The sequence below is a fragment of the Rheinheimera pacifica genome (assembly GCF_024809855.1).
Taxonomy (GTDB): Bacteria; Pseudomonadota; Gammaproteobacteria; order Enterobacterales; family Alteromonadaceae; genus Alishewanella; species Alishewanella pacifica_A.
The window spans coordinates 244,370-263,371 of record NZ_JANUEM010000004.1 but is presented as its reverse complement, the minus strand read 5'-3'; the positions used below and the strand labels follow the sequence as shown (position 1 = coordinate 263,371).

At 47.5% G+C, this 19,002-nt stretch carries 20 protein-coding genes; 10 read left to right on the top strand and 10 right to left on the bottom strand.

Annotated elements, in window-relative coordinates:
- Window positions 1-4: 4 nt before the first annotated feature.
- From M2404_RS08405 to M2404_RS08395, 3 genes are read right to left on the bottom strand one after another with little or no spacing between them, the layout of a single operon-like run.
- The gene (locus M2404_RS08405) at window positions 5-718 is read right to left on the bottom strand and encodes a LytR/AlgR family response regulator transcription factor (protein ID WP_259239274.1); all 714 of its coding nucleotides are present in this window, start codon (window positions 716-718) and stop codon (window positions 5-7) included.
- Complete coding sequence (locus M2404_RS08400; RefSeq protein WP_259239273.1) at window positions 711-1,817, bottom strand: sensor histidine kinase; 1,107 nt, start codon at window positions 1,815-1,817, stop codon at window positions 711-713. The genes M2404_RS08405 and M2404_RS08400 overlap by 8 nt, the downstream gene beginning before the upstream one ends.
- A 55-nt stretch (window positions 1,818-1,872) precedes the next feature.
- Window positions 1,873-2,124 carry a superinfection immunity protein gene (locus tag M2404_RS08395; RefSeq protein ID WP_259239272.1) on the bottom strand — a complete coding sequence of 84 codons (252 nt, stop codon included), beginning with the start codon at window positions 2,122-2,124 and terminating at the stop codon, window positions 1,873-1,875.
- A gap of 318 nt (window positions 2,125-2,442) precedes the next feature.
- On the opposite strand from M2404_RS08395, the gene M2404_RS08390 reads away from it, so the two are divergent.
- The 3 genes from M2404_RS08390 (at window position 2,443) to M2404_RS08380 (ending at window position 4,380) form a co-directional block, all read left to right on the top strand.
- Window positions 2,443-3,051: a DUF2589 domain-containing protein gene (locus M2404_RS08390; protein ID WP_259239271.1), complete on the top strand. Its 609-nt coding sequence runs from the start codon at window positions 2,443-2,445 to the stop codon at window positions 3,049-3,051.
- 64 nt (window positions 3,052-3,115) lie between these two features.
- The gene (locus M2404_RS08385; RefSeq protein WP_259239270.1) at window positions 3,116-3,820 is read left to right on the top strand and encodes a hypothetical protein; all 705 of its coding nucleotides are present in this window, start codon (window positions 3,116-3,118) and stop codon (window positions 3,818-3,820) included.
- 5 nt (window positions 3,821-3,825) lie between these two features.
- On the top strand, window positions 3,826-4,380 hold the full coding sequence (locus tag M2404_RS08380) for a hypothetical protein (protein ID WP_259239269.1): 555 nt from the start codon (window positions 3,826-3,828) through the stop codon (window positions 4,378-4,380).
- Here M2404_RS08380 and M2404_RS08375 read toward each other — a convergent pair.
- The 7 genes from M2404_RS08375 to metK all read right to left on the bottom strand — a co-directional run bounded on the left by M2404_RS08375 (window position 4,358) and on the right by metK (window position 10,338).
- Window positions 4,358-4,624, bottom strand: coding sequence for a DUF1653 domain-containing protein (locus M2404_RS08375; protein ID WP_259239268.1), 267 nt, complete (start codon window positions 4,622-4,624; stop codon window positions 4,358-4,360). The genes M2404_RS08380 and M2404_RS08375 overlap by 23 nt on opposite strands.
- Window positions 4,608-5,024: a Holliday junction resolvase RuvX gene (gene ruvX / locus M2404_RS08370; protein WP_259239267.1), complete on the bottom strand. Its 417-nt coding sequence runs from the start codon at window positions 5,022-5,024 to the stop codon at window positions 4,608-4,610. The genes M2404_RS08375 and ruvX overlap by 17 nt, the downstream gene beginning before the upstream one ends.
- A complete protein-coding gene (locus tag M2404_RS08365; RefSeq protein WP_259239266.1) occupies window positions 5,024-5,581 on the bottom strand; it encodes a YqgE/AlgH family protein in 558 nt (185 codons plus the stop codon). Before M2404_RS08365 ends, ruvX begins: the two co-directional genes overlap by 1 nt.
- Window positions 5,582-5,605: 24 nt before the next feature.
- Window positions 5,606-6,568, bottom strand: a complete 963-nt coding sequence (gshB, locus tag M2404_RS08360) for a glutathione synthase (protein ID WP_259239265.1) — start codon at window positions 6,566-6,568, stop codon at window positions 5,606-5,608.
- Between the two features lie 9 nt (window positions 6,569-6,577).
- The gene (gene rsmE / locus M2404_RS08355; protein ID WP_259239264.1) at window positions 6,578-7,306 is read right to left on the bottom strand and encodes a 16S rRNA (uracil(1498)-N(3))-methyltransferase; all 729 of its coding nucleotides are present in this window, start codon (window positions 7,304-7,306) and stop codon (window positions 6,578-6,580) included.
- A gap of 106 nt (window positions 7,307-7,412) precedes the next feature.
- Complete coding sequence (locus M2404_RS08350) at window positions 7,413-9,005, bottom strand: AbgT family transporter (RefSeq protein ID WP_259239263.1); 1,593 nt, start codon at window positions 9,003-9,005, stop codon at window positions 7,413-7,415.
- Between the two features lie 184 nt (window positions 9,006-9,189).
- The gene (gene metK, locus M2404_RS08345; RefSeq protein WP_259239262.1) at window positions 9,190-10,338 is read right to left on the bottom strand and encodes a methionine adenosyltransferase; all 1,149 of its coding nucleotides are present in this window, start codon (window positions 10,336-10,338) and stop codon (window positions 9,190-9,192) included.
- Window positions 10,339-10,671: 333 nt separating this feature from the next.
- Here metK and tkt point away from each other — a divergent pair, with 333 nt between their 5' ends.
- The 7 genes from tkt (at window position 10,672) to M2404_RS08310 (ending at window position 18,998) form a co-directional block, all read left to right on the top strand.
- Complete coding sequence (gene tkt, locus M2404_RS08340; RefSeq protein ID WP_259239261.1) at window positions 10,672-12,669, top strand: transketolase; 1,998 nt, start codon at window positions 10,672-10,674, stop codon at window positions 12,667-12,669.
- Window positions 12,670-12,756: 87 nt separating this feature from the next.
- A complete protein-coding gene (epd, locus tag M2404_RS08335; protein ID WP_259239260.1) occupies window positions 12,757-13,773 on the top strand; it encodes an erythrose-4-phosphate dehydrogenase in 1,017 nt (338 codons plus the stop codon).
- 13 nt (window positions 13,774-13,786) lie between these two features.
- Window positions 13,787-14,968 carry a phosphoglycerate kinase gene (locus M2404_RS08330; protein WP_259239259.1) on the top strand — a complete coding sequence of 394 codons (1,182 nt, stop codon included), beginning with the start codon at window positions 13,787-13,789 and terminating at the stop codon, window positions 14,966-14,968.
- Window positions 14,969-15,013: 45 nt separating this feature from the next.
- Window positions 15,014-16,078: a class II fructose-bisphosphate aldolase gene (gene fba / locus M2404_RS08325; protein ID WP_215397330.1), complete on the top strand. Its 1,065-nt coding sequence runs from the start codon at window positions 15,014-15,016 to the stop codon at window positions 16,076-16,078.
- A gap of 248 nt (window positions 16,079-16,326) precedes the next feature.
- Window positions 16,327-17,097, top strand: a complete 771-nt coding sequence (locus tag M2404_RS08320) for a DUF3450 domain-containing protein (protein ID WP_259239258.1) — start codon at window positions 16,327-16,329, stop codon at window positions 17,095-17,097.
- 6 nt (window positions 17,098-17,103) lie between these two features.
- Entirely contained in the window at window positions 17,104-18,471 is a 1,368-nt protein-coding gene (locus tag M2404_RS08315; RefSeq protein ID WP_259239257.1) for a MotA/TolQ/ExbB proton channel family protein, read from the top strand.
- A complete protein-coding gene (locus tag M2404_RS08310) occupies window positions 18,471-18,998 on the top strand; it encodes a MotA/TolQ/ExbB proton channel family protein (RefSeq protein ID WP_259239256.1) in 528 nt (175 codons plus the stop codon). Before M2404_RS08315 ends, M2404_RS08310 begins: the two co-directional genes overlap by 1 nt.
- Window positions 18,999-19,002: the final 4 nt, after the last annotated feature.

Sequence of the window (19,002 nt, the reverse complement as noted above, 5' to 3'; positions counted from 1 at the left end):
GCAGCTAAAACGTACTAAATTGCTGTTTTAGCTGCTGTGCCTGACGGCGGCTAACCTCTACCTGCTGACCGTCTTGCAAGATGGCAATTAAACCGCCATCGGCTATCGCTGGTTCAATATGGCTGATAGCGTTGATGCGTACTATATCGGCACGGCTGGCTTTAAAGAAGAGCGCCGGGTCGAGCTTTTGTTCAATTCTGGCCAGTGAGCTGTGAATAAAGCTTTTACCATAGGGGGTGTAAACTGCCGCATGGTTGCCGATACTTTCAAAACGGCTGATTTCATTTAGCCGTACTACACGCTGGTTGTCGCCGAATTTAAGCAAAATGCCATGTTGCTCTGCTAAAAAATGCGGCGCTGCACCGGCATTTGCCGGGCGTAGCTTTTGTAGCGCTTTTGCCAGCCGCTCCGTCGCTATGGGTTTTAGCAAATAATCTACCGCGTTTAACTCAAACGCATCTAAAGCAAAGCTGTTAAAGGCAGTGCAAAAGATAAACTGAGTATTTACCGGAATATGCTCTGCCAGTTGTAACCCGGTTAAACCCGGCATTTGGATATCAAGAAACACCAAATCAAAATTTGTACTGGCCAGTTGTTGTAAGGCTTCTTCGCCACTTTGAGATTCTGCGGTAATAACACATTGCGGGTGGGCTTTAAGTAAACGTTTCAATTCGCTGCGTGCCAGGCGCTCATCATCAACTATCAAACAGTTATACATGGCTAAACTCCAAAAGAGCAGTGAATTGCTGTTCACTCTGCTGTAGCTGCAACAGGGCTTTACCGCCGTACATTAACTGCAAACGCTGGCGTAAGTTGCTCAGCCCGGTAGCGGTACCAGCCTGCTGTGTTTTATTGGCTGTGGTGTTAGTAACACTCAGTTGCCAGCCTGTAGCACTGGCCGTAGCGTTAATACTTAGCTTACCGGGGGCAATATTGGGCGCAATACCATGTTTAACGGCGTTTTCTACCAGGGTTAGCAGGCTTAGCGTGGGCAACTTATGTTGCCAGAGGCTGCTATCTATGTCGCAGTGAAATTGCAGCCGTTGTTCCAACCGTACTTGCTCAATAACCAGATATTGCTCTGTTAACTGCCACTCCTGCGCCAGGGTTGATTCTGGCTGTAAATGCGCCTGAAGGTGGAAACGGAATAATTCTGATAGCCTCGTTACGGTATCCGCGGCTTTATGCTGATCTTCAAAAATCAGCGCGCGGATGCTGTTAAAAGCGTTAAATAAAAAGTGCGGGCTAAGCTGATTAGTAAGCTGCTGCAGTTGTGCCTGTTGCATCTGGTGTTGCAGGGCTTTACGCGCTTGCCAGCTTTGCCAGGCGATATAAGCGGCCCCCCAAACCAGGTACATCACACTAAATGATGTGAGCAGGGCAATTAACATAAAGTTGGTGCTAAAGTTCATTTGTAACGGAGTATCGCTCTTGTCCGTTACTACGGTTATCTTGCTCATATCGGTCGCTTTAAGCACCTCGATACCGGAAAGAAAATGGGACACAAGGGTTTGAATCAGTGCGGCTATCAGCATTAGCAGTAAAAATACTAACCAGCGTTTTAGCGTATTGATATTATCGGCTTTTAGTACAGGGCGCAGCAATACATGGCTTAGCAGCACAAAGCAGGCAGCTTCAATGCTGTATTTTACTAAAAACAGCCCATATAAGTTTGGCTGTTCGGGGCTTAACAAGGGCAGGGTATAGGCCATAAAGTAGCCAGCATAAATCAGCATTGTGAGCAGCTGCGCCCATAAATAGGCGCTGCTGCAACTGTCTGGTGCCATGCTCCGGCGAAATGTTTTTAATGTTGTCATAGCTGCTGTTGTAATGCCTGTACCCGCAAAAAGCTGAATAAACACAGTGTACTATCTATTGGCTTACTTGTTCAGCAGGTTTCTTCTGTTTACCGGTAAAGGCCCAGATAATCAGCGCTCCCCAGGCTATCAGGGAGAAACCTGCCGGGATATTAGCCAGAAATATTTTGCCCAGATGCCGGCGGTTAAAAAAGCCGGCAATAATGCTGGGTAAAAAGTAAATTGCCAGAAAGGCGGGGATAAATGCCACCCATAATAACGGGTTCATCTGGCTTAATTGGTGAAAAAATTCGGTTTGTTCAAACATGCTGCTGTCCTCTTGTTGGTGGATACAGCAGAAAAGTAACTGCAAATGCTTTTATATTGCGAAAAAAAATGATTAACGGTTTTAAGCGGTGACAAGCGGTTAGATACAGCAAAATTTTGTCAGCTATTTATCAGCAAAACGTAATTAAATTCCCTATTTTGTCTCTGGTTATTCCTGTACTTGTAGCTAGGCTTGATACACTGCCGGGCTGGTGCTGATGTACCGTCTGTAGTAGCTGTGGTAAACAGCCGGCGAGTATGTAGTCGGCGGCAACCGAAAAGCCGAAACAGAGTAGGTACAGCTAGCAGGGAGAGAGTCATGCCAAATCTGGTGCAGGAACTCAATAGTTTAGATTTCAGTGTGTATATAGGAGGCCCGTTACAGGCCGCTGTACAGGCACAACATGCCGCTTCTATGTCGCAGGTTAGTTTTATTCAGGCAGTAGGCTTTGAAGACAACGGCAGTAGCAAGGCGTTACGCTATGTAGATTTTGACTTTACCAAGTCAACGCCTAATCCTCATGTCGGCAAAACAGCGCAACAATTAACGGATGAAGGGCTGCCTGCCAGCACTGACGTCACCAGCAATTTTATTTCGACCGATGTATCAATAAAGGTGCCGTTCTTAACCATGCTGACGATACCAGCCTTGCGCATAGAAGAAATTACTATTGATTTTAATGCCAAGCTTACCTCGACCGAAACCTCTAATGTTTCCAGCGAGTTTGCTGCCAGCGCTGAACTTGGCATCAACTATAAGATTGTTAACTTCAAGGCATCAGCATCATATAAGCGTTCGTCTACCCGTGGTGTTAGTGTCGAAAAAACCTATAACCTCGGCGTAAAAGTCACGGCGTTAAATGATGAAATACCGGCAGGGCTAGATCGCATCCTGACTATGCTGGAAGACAGTATTGTTAGTGCCTGATGTACTTTAACAGGTCTATCGTGCTGGCAGCTCGGCTGCCAGCCGTTTTAACAGGGATAGCAAAATGCCGAATTTGAATGAGTACCTGGGCAGTATTATCAGCAGCATTACCAATGCCAGAGTGATGGCCGATATTCAAACCGTGAAGGTGGCAGAAGAGTATGCCAAACATGACTTACTCAAACATTTTGCCGTGCCACATATGCGGGTTGGTGATGTTGAGCTGACAATACCGGTGGCGCTGGATGTACTGACAGAGAAAACAGAGACCCAGTATCAACCTATTGATAATGCAAAGTTTAATAGCTTGATATACAAGGAGTTAACTAACAGTCTGGGTCGTACCAGTTTGCCGTCCAAAGCATCGAAAGCCTTACGGGCGCTATTGGTTGAGCAAACTCATGTACTTGAGCAGTCGTTGCGTATTAAGCAAGATCTGGCATCGGTTGCGGATTATAGTCAACTGGCTGTACAGCAGTTAGTGCAACTGGCCGAAGAATATCAGTTGGTCAGCCGTGAAAGCTTGCCTAAACTGAATACTGAGCAATTAGCATCCAGAGTAGTTAATGTTGCTACTCAGGAAATTAAAGTACTAAGCCAGCGTAAGGTAATTGAAAATTTAAATGTGATTGCCGAGTCGCATAAGTTACGGGAAGAAAAGCCGGAAAATATTATTTATATCAAACTGAAAATCTCTGAAGACGGTATGGAATGGCAACAAATGCAAAGCAGTAATGGTGAAATCAGCCGTCGTTTATTGCCGGAATAACAGCCATGCAAAAGTCGATTGTACACTTAGTTAATGAGTTAACAGACTTGCTGCTGCAGTTTCCGTTATTGGTAACGGGGTTTGAACGCAAGCAACCGCAAGCACTGGCAGCATTGCAAAGCTGGATTGCATCGGCAGAGCAATTGCTTAGTAGCTACGGCTTGGTGGCCAGTGCTGAACTGGCGGGTTTACGCAGTAAACTTACTACGCCGTTGCATTGTGACGAGCATCGTGGCCAGTTACGCAAACAGCAACTGCGCGCAGCGGTGGAAATATTATATCCACTGCAACAGTGTTTGCAGCAAACCTTAACACCTTACCAGCAAAAGCTGCAGCAGAGTTCTGAATTAATTAGACATTTGTTGAGTGTTATCAGGCAAAGCGGGGCATTGCACTATGATGCTGCTACGGGGTTTGACAGCTTCGTGCAACAGTTGTGGCTGTTAATTGGCCAGCATGATCAGCTAAAAGCCGGTGCTGTGCAATTACGTAGTTGGCTGTCGTTGCAAGATATTCAATTGCTGCTGGCGCAGGAAGTTAACCCGGCAGATTTTCCCTGAGAGCATCTGGTTTAGTCTGGCCCAGATACTGAAAGCGTGGCAGCAACTCACCGGCAATTTTAACGTTTTCGTTAAACATATCCAGCGGCCTGGCCCAAAGGCCGAAATCGCCGTACAGGGCACGATAAATGACCAGCCATTGTTCGGTTTCGCTATGACAGGCGCAGTCAATTACCTGATAGTATGCGCCTTTGTAATGTTGATAGTAACCAGGTTTAACTGGGGGGTTAAGCACGTTGTTCATACCAGCTCTCAAAGATAATTTTGGCTGACAGGCTATCCACTTTGTCTTTGGCTAAGTTACGGTAGCCGCCGTCGGCAAACAGCATACTGCGGGCTTCAGTAGTAGTTAAGCGCTCGTCGTGCAGTTCTACCGGTAGGCCAAAACGGCCGTGCAGCCGGTTAGCAAATTTGCGTGTGCGCACGGTAAATGGCTGCTCGGTGCCGTCCATATTCAGCGGCAAACCTACCAATAATAGCTGTGGTTTCCATTCGTTAATCAGCTTTTCCAGCACGACCCAGTCGGGTATGCCATCCTGAGCTTTTAGTGCGCTAAGCAGTGAGGCAGTGCCGGTAAGTTCCTGACCTACCGCCACGCCAATGCTTTTAGTACCATAATCGAAGGTTAAAATGGTGCGGCTCATTAAGCGTGACCGGCCTCGTTAGTTAGTTGCCAGGGCTTGATACCAATTTTTGCTGTAGCACTTTGCCATTTCTCAGCATGGGTTAAATCAAAAATAATATCGCTGTCGGCCGGAATAATTAACCAGGCGTTATCGGCTATTTCCTGCTCCAGTTGGCCGGCTGTCCAGCCGGCATAGCCCAGGGCCAGAATAAATTTTTCCGGCGCGTTGTCGGTGGTAAGGTCAAACAGAATATCTTTTGACGTTGTCACCATCAGGCCGTCGTTCAGGTGCATGCTGCTGGCGTAGCCTTCTTTGGCGGTATGCAGTACAAAGCCTCTGTCGTGCTGCACCGGGCCGCCGGCACAAACATGGGCTGTTGCCGCCGGGCTTTCGGTGTTGTATTCAATTTGCAGTTGCTGTAGCAAATCGGCCACTTTTACATCCAGCGGGTGGTTAATGACTATGGCCATCGCACCTTCGGTATTGTGCTCACAAATATAGGCGACACTGCGTTTAAACAGTGGATCGTCTAATGACGGCATAGCAATTAAAAAATGATTCTGAAAACTCTGCATAGTGACCTCGCTACAACATGGTTGTCACTGGCGCGCTGCCAGCAGCTGTTCAATTTCATCAAATAACAAACTGGTGATACTTACAGGAAACGCCGCTTCAATTTCGCGGATACAGGTTGGGCTGGTAACGTTAATTTCAGTTAATTTGTCGCCTATTACATCCAAACCAACAAAAATAAGGCCTTTTGCTTTTAGCGTGGGAGCAACAGCATTGGCTATTGCCCAGTCAGAATCTGACAAGGGCCTGGCTTCACCGCGGCCACCGGCAGCAAGGTTACCACGGGTTTCGCCGCTGGCTGGAATGCGTGCTAAACAGTATGGCACGGGTTTACCGTTTACTACCAGTATTCGTTTATCGCCCTGACTTATTTCAGGAATAAAGCGCTGAGCCATAGCATAACGGCTGCCATGTTCGGTTAGTGTTTCAATAATTACGCTAACGTTGGCATCACCCGGCTTTAAACGGAATATAGAGGCGCCGCCCATACCATCCAATGGTTTTAAAATAACGTCCTGTTCGGCCTGATAAAACGCTTTTAAGCGCTTGGCATCGCGGCTAACCAGAGTTTTTGGCGTATGCTGGCTAAACCAACTGGTATACAGCTTCTCGTTGGCGTCGCGCAGGCTCTGTGGTTTATTAACAATTAACGTACCTTCATCTTCAGCCCGTTCAAGAATATAAGTGGCGTAGATATACTCGGTATCAAACGGCGGATCTTTACGCATCAAGATCACATCCAGCTCGCTAAGGGTAATATCCTGCTCGCTGCCAAACTGATACCAGCCGGCCGGGTCTTGTTGTACTGTTAGTAACTTAGTTGCTGCGCGGGCCTGGCCTTCCAACAGGTATAAGTCGGCCATTTCCATATAGTGAATTTGATAACCGCGCTGCTGCGCCTGCAGTAACATGGCGAAACTGGAGTCTTTTTTAATATTGATGGCCGAAATTGGGTCCATCACTATGCCAAGTTTTATCGGTTTACTCATCTTGTATCCTCAGGCCAGATCGCCAAATTGCAGTTGCAACGCACTTATCGCAGTAAGGGCGGCGGTTTCGGTGCGTAGTACCCGTGGCCCTAACTGGATGCCGCTAAAACCGGCTCCGGTAGTTTGCAGCATTTCCTGCTCACTGAAACCGCCTTCAGGGCCTATAACTAAACGGATATTGTGGTTGGGTATAAGCGTCTTAATGGTGTCTTTGGCCCACGGATGCAAGGTCAGTTTTAATTCTTTTGTGCTTTGAGCCAGCCAATTGTCCAGCGAAATGGCCGGATGCACAGTTGGCACTATACTGCGGCCACTTTGCTCGCAAGCGCTGATCGCAATTTTTTGCCATTGTTCGTTACGTTTAGCTAAACGCTCGCCGTCCAGCTTGACGCCACAGCGCTCGGTAAAAAGAGGGGTAATTTCGGTCACACCAAGTTCCACCGCTTTTTGAATGGCAAAATCCATTCTGTCGCCGCGCGATATACCCTGGCCCAGATGAATTTTCAGTGGTGATTCTACCGGGTTGTCTTGCTGCGCCTGGGCAATAACATTTACGCGCTTTTTATCGCTGCTGCTGATACGGGCCGGGTAGTTAAAGCCATCGCCATTAAATAGCAGCAATGCGCTGCCAACCGGCATGCGCAGCACGCGGCCAACATGGTTGGCCGCATCGTCATCGAGGGCAAATTCGTGGTTAAGTGCAATAGCACCGCTGTAATAAATTCTTGGAATACGCATAAAAACTTCTGCAACAGAATAATGCCGTTATGGTAGCAGGCGACAGAGGCAAGCAACAGAAAAAACAAACCCTGCCGCAGCAGGGTTTGTGAAAGTTAACGATAGATCAGTTTATCGCCGGATAGCTGTAACTGGCGCCAACGCCAAGCGGTATATCCAGTGCCCAGAAGCCAAGTAAAAACGCTGTCCACATCACCAGTAAGGTAATAGAGTACGGCAACATCAGTGCGATAAGGGTACCGATGCCGGTTGATTTAACATATTTCTGGCAAAAGACCACTATCAGCGGGAAATACGGCAGCAAAGGCGTAATAATGTTAGTAGAAGAGTCACCCACACGATAAGCCGCTTGCGTTAAATCGGGTGATACGCCAAGTTGCATCAGCATAGGAACCATAACGGCGCCAATTAATGCCCATTTAGCTGAAGCAGAGCCAATCAACAGGTTAACAAAGCCGGATAACAGCACGATACCAATCAGCGTAAAGCCCATAGGGAATGCCATTTCCTGCAGCCAGTTTGCACCTTTTAGCGCTATTAGGGCACCAAGGTTAGACTGGCCAAAAGCATAAATAAACTGGGCACAGAAAAATGCCATAACAATATAGTAGCCCATGCCGCTCATGGCTTTACTCATGCCTTTTACAATATCGCGGTGGTCTTTAGCTGTGCCGGACACATAGCCATAAACTATGCCGGGGATCAGGAAAAACACAAAGATAATACTGACAATAGATTGCATTAGCGGTGCTGCCGCTACCAGCAGGTTACTTTGGCCTTCTGCCAGGGTAGTACCTGCCGGAGCCCGCCATGCAGATGTCTCCGGCAATGCGGTAGCAATTAACAGTACTATGCTTAATACCATTGAAAAGCTGGCCCAGCGTAAACCTTTGCGCTCATTTGGTTTTAAATCGTCCATCTTTGGCATATCTGCCGGGTCGCCATCAACAACCGTATTTTTTAAACGCGGTTCAATAAATTTGTCGGTTAGGATCCAGCCCACAATGACCACCAACAGGGTAGAAGCCGTGGTGAAGTAATAATTATTCATTGGGCTGATCACCAGCGCAGCCGCTGCCGGATCAGCAGATAAGCGCGCCGAGGCCTGTGTTAAACCCGACAGCAAAGGATCTAAGCTTGATGGTAAGATAGTGGCTGAAAAACCGCCTGATACCCCGGCAAAGGCCGCCGCAATACCGGCTAATGGATGGCGGCCAGCTGCATAAAAAATAACCGCACCCAATGGAATAACCAACACGTAACCTGCATCTACCGCCATATGGCTGGCAACACCTACTGCGATCAGTACCGGGGTTAACAGCATTTTAGGCGTTACAGATAATACTGAGCGCAGCCCTGCATTAATAAAACCAGTATGTTCTGCCACACCTAATCCCAGCATTGCTACCAGTACTACACCCAGCGGGGCAAAAGTAACAAAGGTGTTGACCATTTTGGCCATAAAGCCGGTAAGTGAATCTGCTGCCAGCAGATTATTTACCTGAATAGCAGCTCCGGTGCGCGGATCAATTTCATTAAAACTGACACCTGCCAGCGCCCAGGACAGACCCCAGACAACAAACATTAATAAGGCAAATAACACGGCTGGATCGGGTAGTTTATTACCCACAACTTCAATCGCGTTAAGCGCACGGTTAAGCCAGCTGCTTTTCTCAGCGGCGGCGTTTTGTTCAGACATACATGTTCCTTTCTTATAGTTTTGTTTCGCTCTGCCCAGTGACAGAGGACCCCGGATACAACACAACGGCTTATCATACACAAAAAGTGCCGGATGATAAGACGAAATTGCTAATCTGGTTTGCTAATAACAAGTGTGAAAAAGGAGAGCCAGGCTCTCCTTTTATACGACTAACCAGCGATGTTTACTTTGCGTACTGACGCAGTAACTCAGCTTTATCAGTTTGCTCCCACGGGAACTGATCGCGGCCGAAGTGGCCGTAAGCTGCCGTTGGCAGATAGATTGGCCGTTCCAGTTTTAACATTTCAATCAGGCCGTAAGGGCGCAGGTCAAAATGTTCACGTACCAGTTTAATGAGCTGCTCTTCAGTCAGTTTACTGGTGCCGAAGGTTTCCAGGCTTATAGAGGTAGGCTCTGCCACACCGATAGCATAAGACACCTGCAACTCACAGCGTTCTGCCAGACCGGCAGCGACAATATTTTTAGCCACATAGCGTGCTGCATATGCTGCTGAACGGTCTACTTTCGATGGATCTTTACCTGAGAATGCACCGCCACCATGACGTGCCATACCGCCGTAGGAATCGACGATAATTTTACGGCCGGTTAGGCCACAGTCGCCCATCGGGCCGCCGATCACAAAGCGGCCGGTCGGGTTGATAAAGAATTTAGTTTTGCTGCTTAACCACTCTGCCGGGAGTACCGGTTTAATAATGGTTTCCATTACGGCTTCACGCAGATCAGCAGTGCTGATGGTATCGCAGTGCTGGGTAGACAATACTACCGCATCAATACCTACCGGCTTGCCGTCTTCGTATATAAAGCTTAACTGTGATTTTGCATCCGGGCGCAGCCAGGGCAGTGTACCGTCTTTACGTACCTGGGCCTGGCGTTGTACCAAGCGGTGTGAATAGGTAATAGGGGCTGGCATTAATACGTCAGTTTCATTACTGGCGTAGCCAAACATTAAACCCTGATCGCCGGCACCTTGTTCTTTCGGATCGGCACGGTCTACACCCTGGTTAATATCAGGTGATTGCTTACCAATAGCATTTAATACGGCACATGAATCGGCATCAAAACCCATATCAGAGTGTACGTAACCAATTTCACGCACGGTTTTACGGGTAATTTCTTCAATATCAACCCAGGCAGAGGTAGTAATTTCACCGCCTACCAGCACCATACCGGTTTTAACGAAGGTTTCGCAGGCCACGCGGGCTTTAGGATCTTGTTCCAGGATTGCATCCAGCACGGCGTCAGAAATCTGATCGGCAATTTTATCCGGATGCCCTTCAGATACCGACTCAGAAGTAAAAATGTGTTGTGCCATCTGTTGTATTCCAAAAATAAGGTTAATGCAGTTAAGTCCGTTACGGCGTTGAGCGCCGTGCCGAACTCAAAAAAATAGGCAGGTATTCTAGAGAAAGCGCTAACGCATTGCCAGAAAAATCTGCCACCCAGACGTCTTTAATGCTATTTTAAGTTGCTTATTACGTTAGTACAGACAGTTAGATCTGCATGATTAAAAATTCTTTATGTCAGCCGATTTAAATTTGCCATCTGGTGGGGGCTCTGGGAAAATAGAACCTCTTTCTGCCTTAACATTTCAGCTAAATAATAATCTGCTTCGTTATACAGAAGCCGCGCAATGTCAGGAGTGAACATGCCATCTCGTAAACAACTCGCCAATGCGATCCGTGCTCTTAGCATGGATGCGGTGCAAAAAGCTAAATCAGGTCATCCGGGTGCCCCTATGGGTATGGCCGACATTGCCGAAGTGTTATGGCGTGATTTTCTCCGGCATAATCCGCAGGATCCAACGTGGCCAAACCGCGACCGTTTTATTCTGTCAAACGGCCATGGTTCTATGTTGCTGTATTCTTTATTACATTTAAGCGGTTACGATTTAGGTATTGACGATCTAAAGCAGTTCCGTCAGTTACATTCCAGAACGCCAGGCCATCCGGAATACGGTTATGCACCGGGAGTAGAAACCACGACAGGCCCGCTTGGTCAGGGGATTACCAATGCAGTGGGCATGGCAATTGCGGAAAAAGCTCTGGCAGCACAGTTTAACCAGCCGGGTTACGATATTGTTGATCATCATACCTACACTTTTTTAGGTGATGGTTGCCTGATGGAAGGTATTTCACACGAAGCTTGTTCACTTGCCGGCACGTTAGGCTTAGGCAAATTGATTGCTTTTTGGGATGACAACGGTATTTCTATCGATGGCCATGTTGAGGGCTGGTTTACCGATAACACCCCGGCCCGGTTTGCAGCCTATGGCTGGCATGTGATCAGTAATGTTGATGGTCATGATGCTGCAGCTGTAGAAGCAGCAATTAAACAGGCAAAAGCTGAAACAGCCAAGCCAACACTTATTTGTTGTCGTACCGTTATAGGCTATGGCGCGCCGAATAAAGGCGGCAGCCACGATAGCCACGGTGCGCCGCTGGGTGATACTGAAATTGCCGCAGCCCGTGATTTTTTGCAATGGTCACATGCACCGTTTGATATTCCGGCCGACATTTATGCTGATTGGGATGCCAAAGCAAAAGGTAGTGCACAGCAGCAAGACTGGCAGCAGTTGTTTGCCCGTTATAGTGCAGCCTTTCCTGAATTGGCAGCAGAATACAGCCGCCGTGTAGCCGGCGATTTACCATCAGATTGGGCAGAGAAATCTCAGGCCTATATTAAACAGCTGCAAGCCAACCCTGCCAATATTGCCAGCCGTAAAGCATCACAAAATACATTGAATGCTTTTGGCCCAATTCTACCGGAATTTATGGGTGGCTCGGCAGATTTAGCCGGTTCTAATTTGACTATCTGGTCTGGCTCTAAGCCACTTACCGGTGTTGATGCCAGCGGTAACTACATTTATTACGGTGTGCGTGAATTCGGTATGTCGGCCATTATGAATGGTATCGCACTACACGGCGGCTTTGTACCTTACGGTGCGACCTTCCTGATGTTTATGGAATATGCCCGTAATGCGGTGCGTATGGCCGCGTTGATGAAGCAGCGGGTAATCTTCGTTTACACCCACGATTCTATCGGCTTAGGTGAAGATGGCCCAACGCACCAGCCGGTAGAGCAATTAGCTGCACTGCGCGCTACACCAAATTTAATGAACTGGCGTCCGTGCGATCAGGTCGAGTCTGCCGTAGCCTGGAAAGCGGCAATTGAGCGCACTGATGGCCCGAGTACCTTAGTTTTCACCCGGCAGAATCTGGCACAACAGCCGCGTAATACGCAGCAACTGGCCGATATTGCACGCGGCGGTTATACCTTGCGTGACTGCAACGGCACGCCAGAGCTGATTATTATTGCCACCGGCTCTGAAGTTGAGCTGGCAATGCAGGCTGCCGCTAAGCTGAGCGAGCAGGGCAAAGCAGTACGCGTAGTGTCTATGCCATCGACCGATGTATTTGAACAACAAGATGCTGCTTATCGTGAAGCTGTATTACCCGCTTCAGTAAGCAAGCGTATTGCCGTAGAAGCCGGTATTACCGACTGCTGGTATAAATATGTCGGTTTAACCGGCAAAATTATTGGCATGACCAGTTTTGGTGAATCAGCACCGGCTGAACAGTTATTTGAACACTTTGGTATTACCACTGCAAAAGTGCTTGAGGCAGCAGAACAGCTGCTGGCGTAATAGTTAATAAAATGGGATCAGCTTTGGTCCCATTTTTTTGTCATATATTTTTTGTGGTAATTTTTGTCGTATTAATGGCGTGGTGTGATGGCAATAAGACTGGCAATAAACGGTTTTGGCCGTATTGGGCGTAATATTTTACGCGCTATTTATGAAAATGGCTGGCAGCATGAACTGAATGTTGTTGCCATTAATGAGCTGGCCGATGCCAAAGGGGTCGCGCATTTATTAAAGTATGACACGTCGCACGGCCGTTTTGGTTTCAGCGTCAGTTCATATGACGGTGGTATTAACGTTGACGGAACTGATATTGCACTGTTTGCTGAAGCCGATCCCTTGGCACTGCCCTGGAGCGAGCTGGATGTTGATGTGGTATTGGAATGTACCGGTGTATTTCATAGCCGCGAGCATGCGAACTGGCATTTAACGGCAGGTGCCAAAAAGGTGTTGTTTTCGCACCCGGCCGATACCGATATTGATGCCACTATTATCTACGGCATTAACCAAAGCAGCTTAACAGAAAAGATGACAGTGGTATCGGCTGGTTCTTGTACTACTAACTGCATAGTGCCGGTTATTCAGGTGCTGGATCAGCATTTTGGTGTTGAAAGCGGTACTATTACCACTATTCATGCCTCTATGCATGATCAACAGGTAATAGATGCTTACCACCCTGATCTACGCCGTACCCGGGCTGCCAGCCAGTCGATAATTCCGGTAGACACCAAACTGGCACTGGGTATCGAACGCATATTGCCGCAATTTGCTGGCCGTTTTGAAGCTATAGCTGTACGGGTACCTACGGTAAACGTAACAGCGATGGATTTAAGTGTGACACTGCATCAGGATGTTAGCATCAGTGCAGTTAATCAGGCACTACAGCAAGCCCGTATTGGTGAGCTGGCCGGTATTCTGGATTATACCGAAGAGCCTTTGGTGTCAGTAGATTTTAACCACGATGCGCACTCATGCATTGTTGATGGTTCACAAACCCGGGTTAGCCATAAACGGCTGGTAAAATGCCTGGTATGGTGTGACAACGAATGGGGTTTTGCCAATCGCATGATTGACACGGCGCGAGCCATGATGCAACCGACTTTATAATAAGGAGCCTGAAATGTCTGTTATTCGCATGAGCGATTTGGATCTTAACAGCAAACGCGTGCTGATCCGCGAAGATTTAAATGTACCGGTAAAAAATGGCAAAGTAACCTCGGATGCCCGTCTGAAAGCCGCAATACCCACAATTGAACTGGCGCTGAGCAAAGGGGCTAAAGTGATGGTAATGTCGCATCTTGGCCGGCCAGAAGAGGGCGTTTATGATGCTGAATCATCCATGCAACCTGTGGTGGATTATCTGGCTGAGGCCCTGACAGCTCCGGTGCGCCTTGCGGCAAATTATCTTGATGGTATTGACATTAACGCCGGTGAAGTGGTGGTGTTTGAAAACGTACGCTTTAATAAAGGCGAAGGCAAAAATGATGATGTTTTAGCACAAAAGCTGGCGGCGCTGTGCGATGTATTTGTGATGGATGCTTTTGGTACCGCACATCGGGCCCAGGCTTCAACTCATGGTGTGGCTAAATTCGCTCCTGTTGCCTGTGCCGGCCCTTTGTTAGTGGCAGAGCTGGATGCACTTGCTGCGGCATTAAAGAACCCGAAGCGGCCGCTAGTTGCTATTGTTGGGGGCTCTAAAGTATCTACTAAGCTGACAGTGCTGGAATCGTTGTCCGGTATTGTTGATCAATTAATTGTCGGTGGTGGTATTGCCAATACCTTTATTGCCGCTAATGGCAATAATGTGGGTAAGTCGTTGTATGAGGCAGATTTAATCCCTGAAGCACAGCGTTTAATGGCACAAGCCAAAGCCCGCGGCGCTAATATTCCGGTTCCAACCGATGTTGTCGTGGGCCAGGCATTCAGTGAAACCACCGTTGCCACATTAAAGCAGGTAGCAGCGGTTGATGATGGCGACATGATTTTTGATATCGGCCCGGATACCACGGCGCAACTGGTTAAAATTTTAAAATCAGCTGGCACTATCGTCTGGAACGGCCCGGTTGGTGTATTTGAGTTTGACCAGTTTGCTGCCGGCACCAAAGCATTAGCACAGGCAATTGCAGATAGCGACGCTTTCTCAATTGCTGGCGGTGGTGATACGTTGGCAGCGATAGATAAATATAATATTGCAAACAACATTTCATATATATCTACAGGTGGCGGGGCCTTTCTGGAGTTTTTAGAAGGCAAAACTCTGCCAGCAGTAGCTATACTGGAACAGCGTAGCAAAACACAATAATAATACGTTTATAACTGTACCCTAAAAAAATAAAGAGAGGATTTCATGGCCCTTATTTCCCTGCGTCAGATGCTGGATCATGCCGCTGAGTTTAGCTACGGCATACCAGCTTTTAACGTAAATAACCTTGAGCAAATGCGCGCTATTATGCTGGCGGCAGATAAAACCGATAGTCCGGTTATTGTTCAGGCTTCAGCCGGTGCACGTAAATATGCCGGTGCGCCGTTTTTACGTCATCTGATTCTGGCAGCAGTAGAAGAGTTTCCGCATATTCCGGTCGTTATGCATCAGGATCATGGTACTTCACTGGCTGTTTGTCAGCGCTCAATCCAATTGGGTTTCTCTTCTGTCATGATGGATGGCTCGTTAGGCGAAGACGGCAAAACGCCTATGGATTATGCTTACAACGCCAATGTAACGCGCAAAGTTGTAGAAATAGCGCATGCGTGTGGTGTGTCTGTAGAGGGCGAGTTAGGTTGTTTAGGCTCGCTGGAAACGGGAGCCGCCGGCGAAGAGGATGGTATAGGTGCAGATTGTATTTTAAGCCACGATCAAATGCTAACCGATCCGGAAGAAGCGGCTCAGTTTGTAAGGGAAACTCAGGTTGATGCTCTGGCAATAGCCTGTGGTACTTCACATGGTGCTTATAAGTTCAGCCGGCCACCAACAGGCGATATTCTGGCGATTGACCGTATTAAAGCGATCCACGAACGTATTCCTGATACACATCTGGTAATGCATGGCTCGTCTTCAGTACCGCAGGAATGGCTACAGATTATCAACGAAAATGGCGGCAACATTCCGGAAACCTATGGTGTACCGGTGGAGCAGATTCAGCAAGGCATAAAATATGGTGTGCGTAAGGTCAATATCGATACCGACTTACGGCTGGCGTCTACCGGTGCTATCCGCCGCTACATGGCGCAACATCCGGCAGAGTTTGACCCGCGTAAATATTTACAGGCATCAGTAAAGGCGATGACAGAAATTTGTATTGCCCGGTATGAAGCGTTCAACGCTGCAGGCCATGGCAGTAAAATCAAAGCTATATCACTGGACGATATGGTTGCTTTATATGTGTCAGGAAAACTGACGCCGAACATAAAATAAGCTAAAAAATTAATGGACTATAACAAATAGATTCTTATTTGTTTAACAGTGCATAAATTTGGGGCTAGACCATATAAATAGCTGCATCAGAGCAGACATTCAGACGCCTGTGTTGTATTGACAAGGGCGTTTTTACCTGCAATGATGCGGATGGTTTACCCTCTAACCGAGGGCCTTTTCTGTCTGTAAGAACGGCAGGGTCCTTACAACTTCAGGTTACGTTAATCAGCAATAATTGGTTGGGAACTATGTTTAACAATAAAATTCGCAAGAGTCTTGTTGCAACAGCTCTGGCCGGTACTTTCGCCCTTTCGGCGAGCGCACTGGCAACAGATTTAAAAGCTTTGCATCAGGAAGGTAGTCAGATCCAGCGCGCAGCAGTGCAGTCTCAGGAAAAAATTAATACTATATACGAGCAGTCTCAGGAATTATTAGGTGAGTACCGTCAGGTTACTGATCAAACTGAAAACCTGAAAGTTTATAACGACTTCTTAGCTACTCTGGTTGCCGACCAGAAGCGCCAGATAGACTCTATTCAGCGTCAGATTAACGGCCTGGAAGATACCCGCAAAGGTACTGTGCCTCTTATGTTCCGTATGATTGATGCGCTGGAGCAGTTTGTTAAAGCTGATATTCCTCTGCGTACTGAGCGCCGTATCGCCCGGGTAGAAAATTTACGTGAAGTAATGGGCCGTTCAGATGTGCAATTATCTGAGCAGTACCGTCAAATTCTGGAAGCATACAGCATTGAAGTGGGCTACGGTTCAGAAGTCGCATCATTCCAGGGTACATTGCCGATGAATGGTCAGGACATTACCGTAGATTACGTTCATGTTGGCCGCTTGGCTTTAATGGCGCTGGCACTTGATGGTAACGCTGGCTGGGTGTGGAACAAGCAAACATCAAGCTGGGAACAACTGCCGGGTTCTTACCTGACATCGGTGTCTCAGTTTATCAAGATGGCGCGTCGTGAAGCCACGCTTGAGATGGATCGCGTACCACTTATCGCAGCGGAGTAAGAACAAATGAAACAAGCATTTAAGTCAATGTTAATTGCCGCAGCGGTAACTCTGTCCGCTGGTGTTGCTTTTAACGCAGCGGCCAACACAGACAAGTTGGATCAGTTACTGGAACAGTTAAAGAAAGAGCGCACTGTTGAAGGCCGTGTTAATCAGGAACGTGAGCGTGCATTTTTGGCTGAGCGTGCCGACAAGCAGGCGTTGCTGAATACGGCAAAAAGACAGTTCACTGAAGAAGAGAACCGTGGTAAGCGTTTACAGAAAGAATACGCTGACAACGATATTCTGATCGGCCAGAAACAGCAGGAATTAGAAAGTGCGTTGGGTACTATGGGCGAGTTGTTTGGTGTTGTGCGCCAGTCAGCTAATCAGTCAATCGGTACTATTTCAGGTTCAATCGTTAGTGCGCAGTACCCTGGACGTGATGTGCCTTTGCGCGCAGTAGCGTCAGCAACAGAGCTGCCTACTTTAGGTGAAATGGAAGAGTTGTGGATGGCATTACTGACTGAGATGACCGAGTCAGGTAAAGTTGCCAAGTTTGATGCTCAGGTAGTGAAATTGGACGGTGGTACCGAAACTAAGCGTGTAACACGTTTTGGTACTTTCCACCTGACGACTGATTCAGAGTATCTGATCCTGAACACTGATACTGATCAAATTCAACCTCTGGGTCGTCAGCCGCAGTCTAAAATTCACAACTCTGTAGCGGCCTACCATAACGCAAAAACTGGTGAAATTACAGGCTTGTACGTAGACCCGACTAAAGGTAACAGCTTATTGCGCTTGAACCAGCAGCGTTCAACGCTAATGGAGTACTACCATGCAGGTGAAGAAGTTGGTTACATCATCACTATTGTATTCTTTATTGGTTTGCTGATTGCACTTGAGCGTATCATTGTATTAACAATGGTTGGTGGTAAGATTCGTGCTCAGCTGAAAAACCTGTCTAACCCGTCAGATAACAACCCGCTGGGTCGTATCTTACGTGTATATCATGAAAACAAAACGGCTGATGTAGAAAACCTGGAACTGAAGCTGGACGAAGCTATTCTGCGTGAAACACCAAAAGTTGATCGGGGTATTGGTTTAATCAAATTGTTCTCAGCGGTTGCCCCGTTACTGGGTCTGTTAGGTACCGTTATCGGTATGATCCTGACCTTCCAGCAAATTACATTGTACGGTACAGGTGATCCGAAACTGATGGCCGGTTCAATCTCTCTGGCGTTGGTAACAACTGCTCAGGGTCTGGTTGCAGCAATTCCATTGTTATTCGTTCATGCTCTGGTGTCTTCAAAAGCCAAGTCAATTCTGCAAGTTTTAGATGAGCAGGCGGCTGGTATTATTGCTGCACATGCGGAGAAGGAGAAAGCCTAATGATACTCCAGCTAGTAGAGCTGTGGGAATCTGTTCAGGATTTTATCCATACCGGTGGCAACGTATTATACGTTGTCGCCCTGGTACTCTTCGTCATGTGGGTATTGATGATAGAGCGCTACTGGTTTATCAAAGCGGAATATCCGAAGCTCAAAAAGGATATTATTGCCCGTTGGGATGCCAGAGCAGATACCACTTCATGGTATGCGCATAAAATCCGTGATTGCTGGATTTCCGAGGCATCAGATAAATTAGATCAGCGTATGCTGCTCATTAAAACCTTGGTTGCACTGTGTCCACTGGTTGGATTGTTGGGAACGGTTACCGGGATGATTGCTGTGTTCGATATTATGGCGACGCAGGGAACAGGTAACCCAAGAACCATGGCAACAGGTATCTCTATGGCGACTATACCGACAATGTCGGGCTTGGTTGCGGCGATATCAGGTGTATTTTTCAGTGCGCGGTTAGACGTTCAGGTGAAGCGAGAAAAAGCAAGCCTGGCAGATAGCTTACCGCATCATTAAAGAG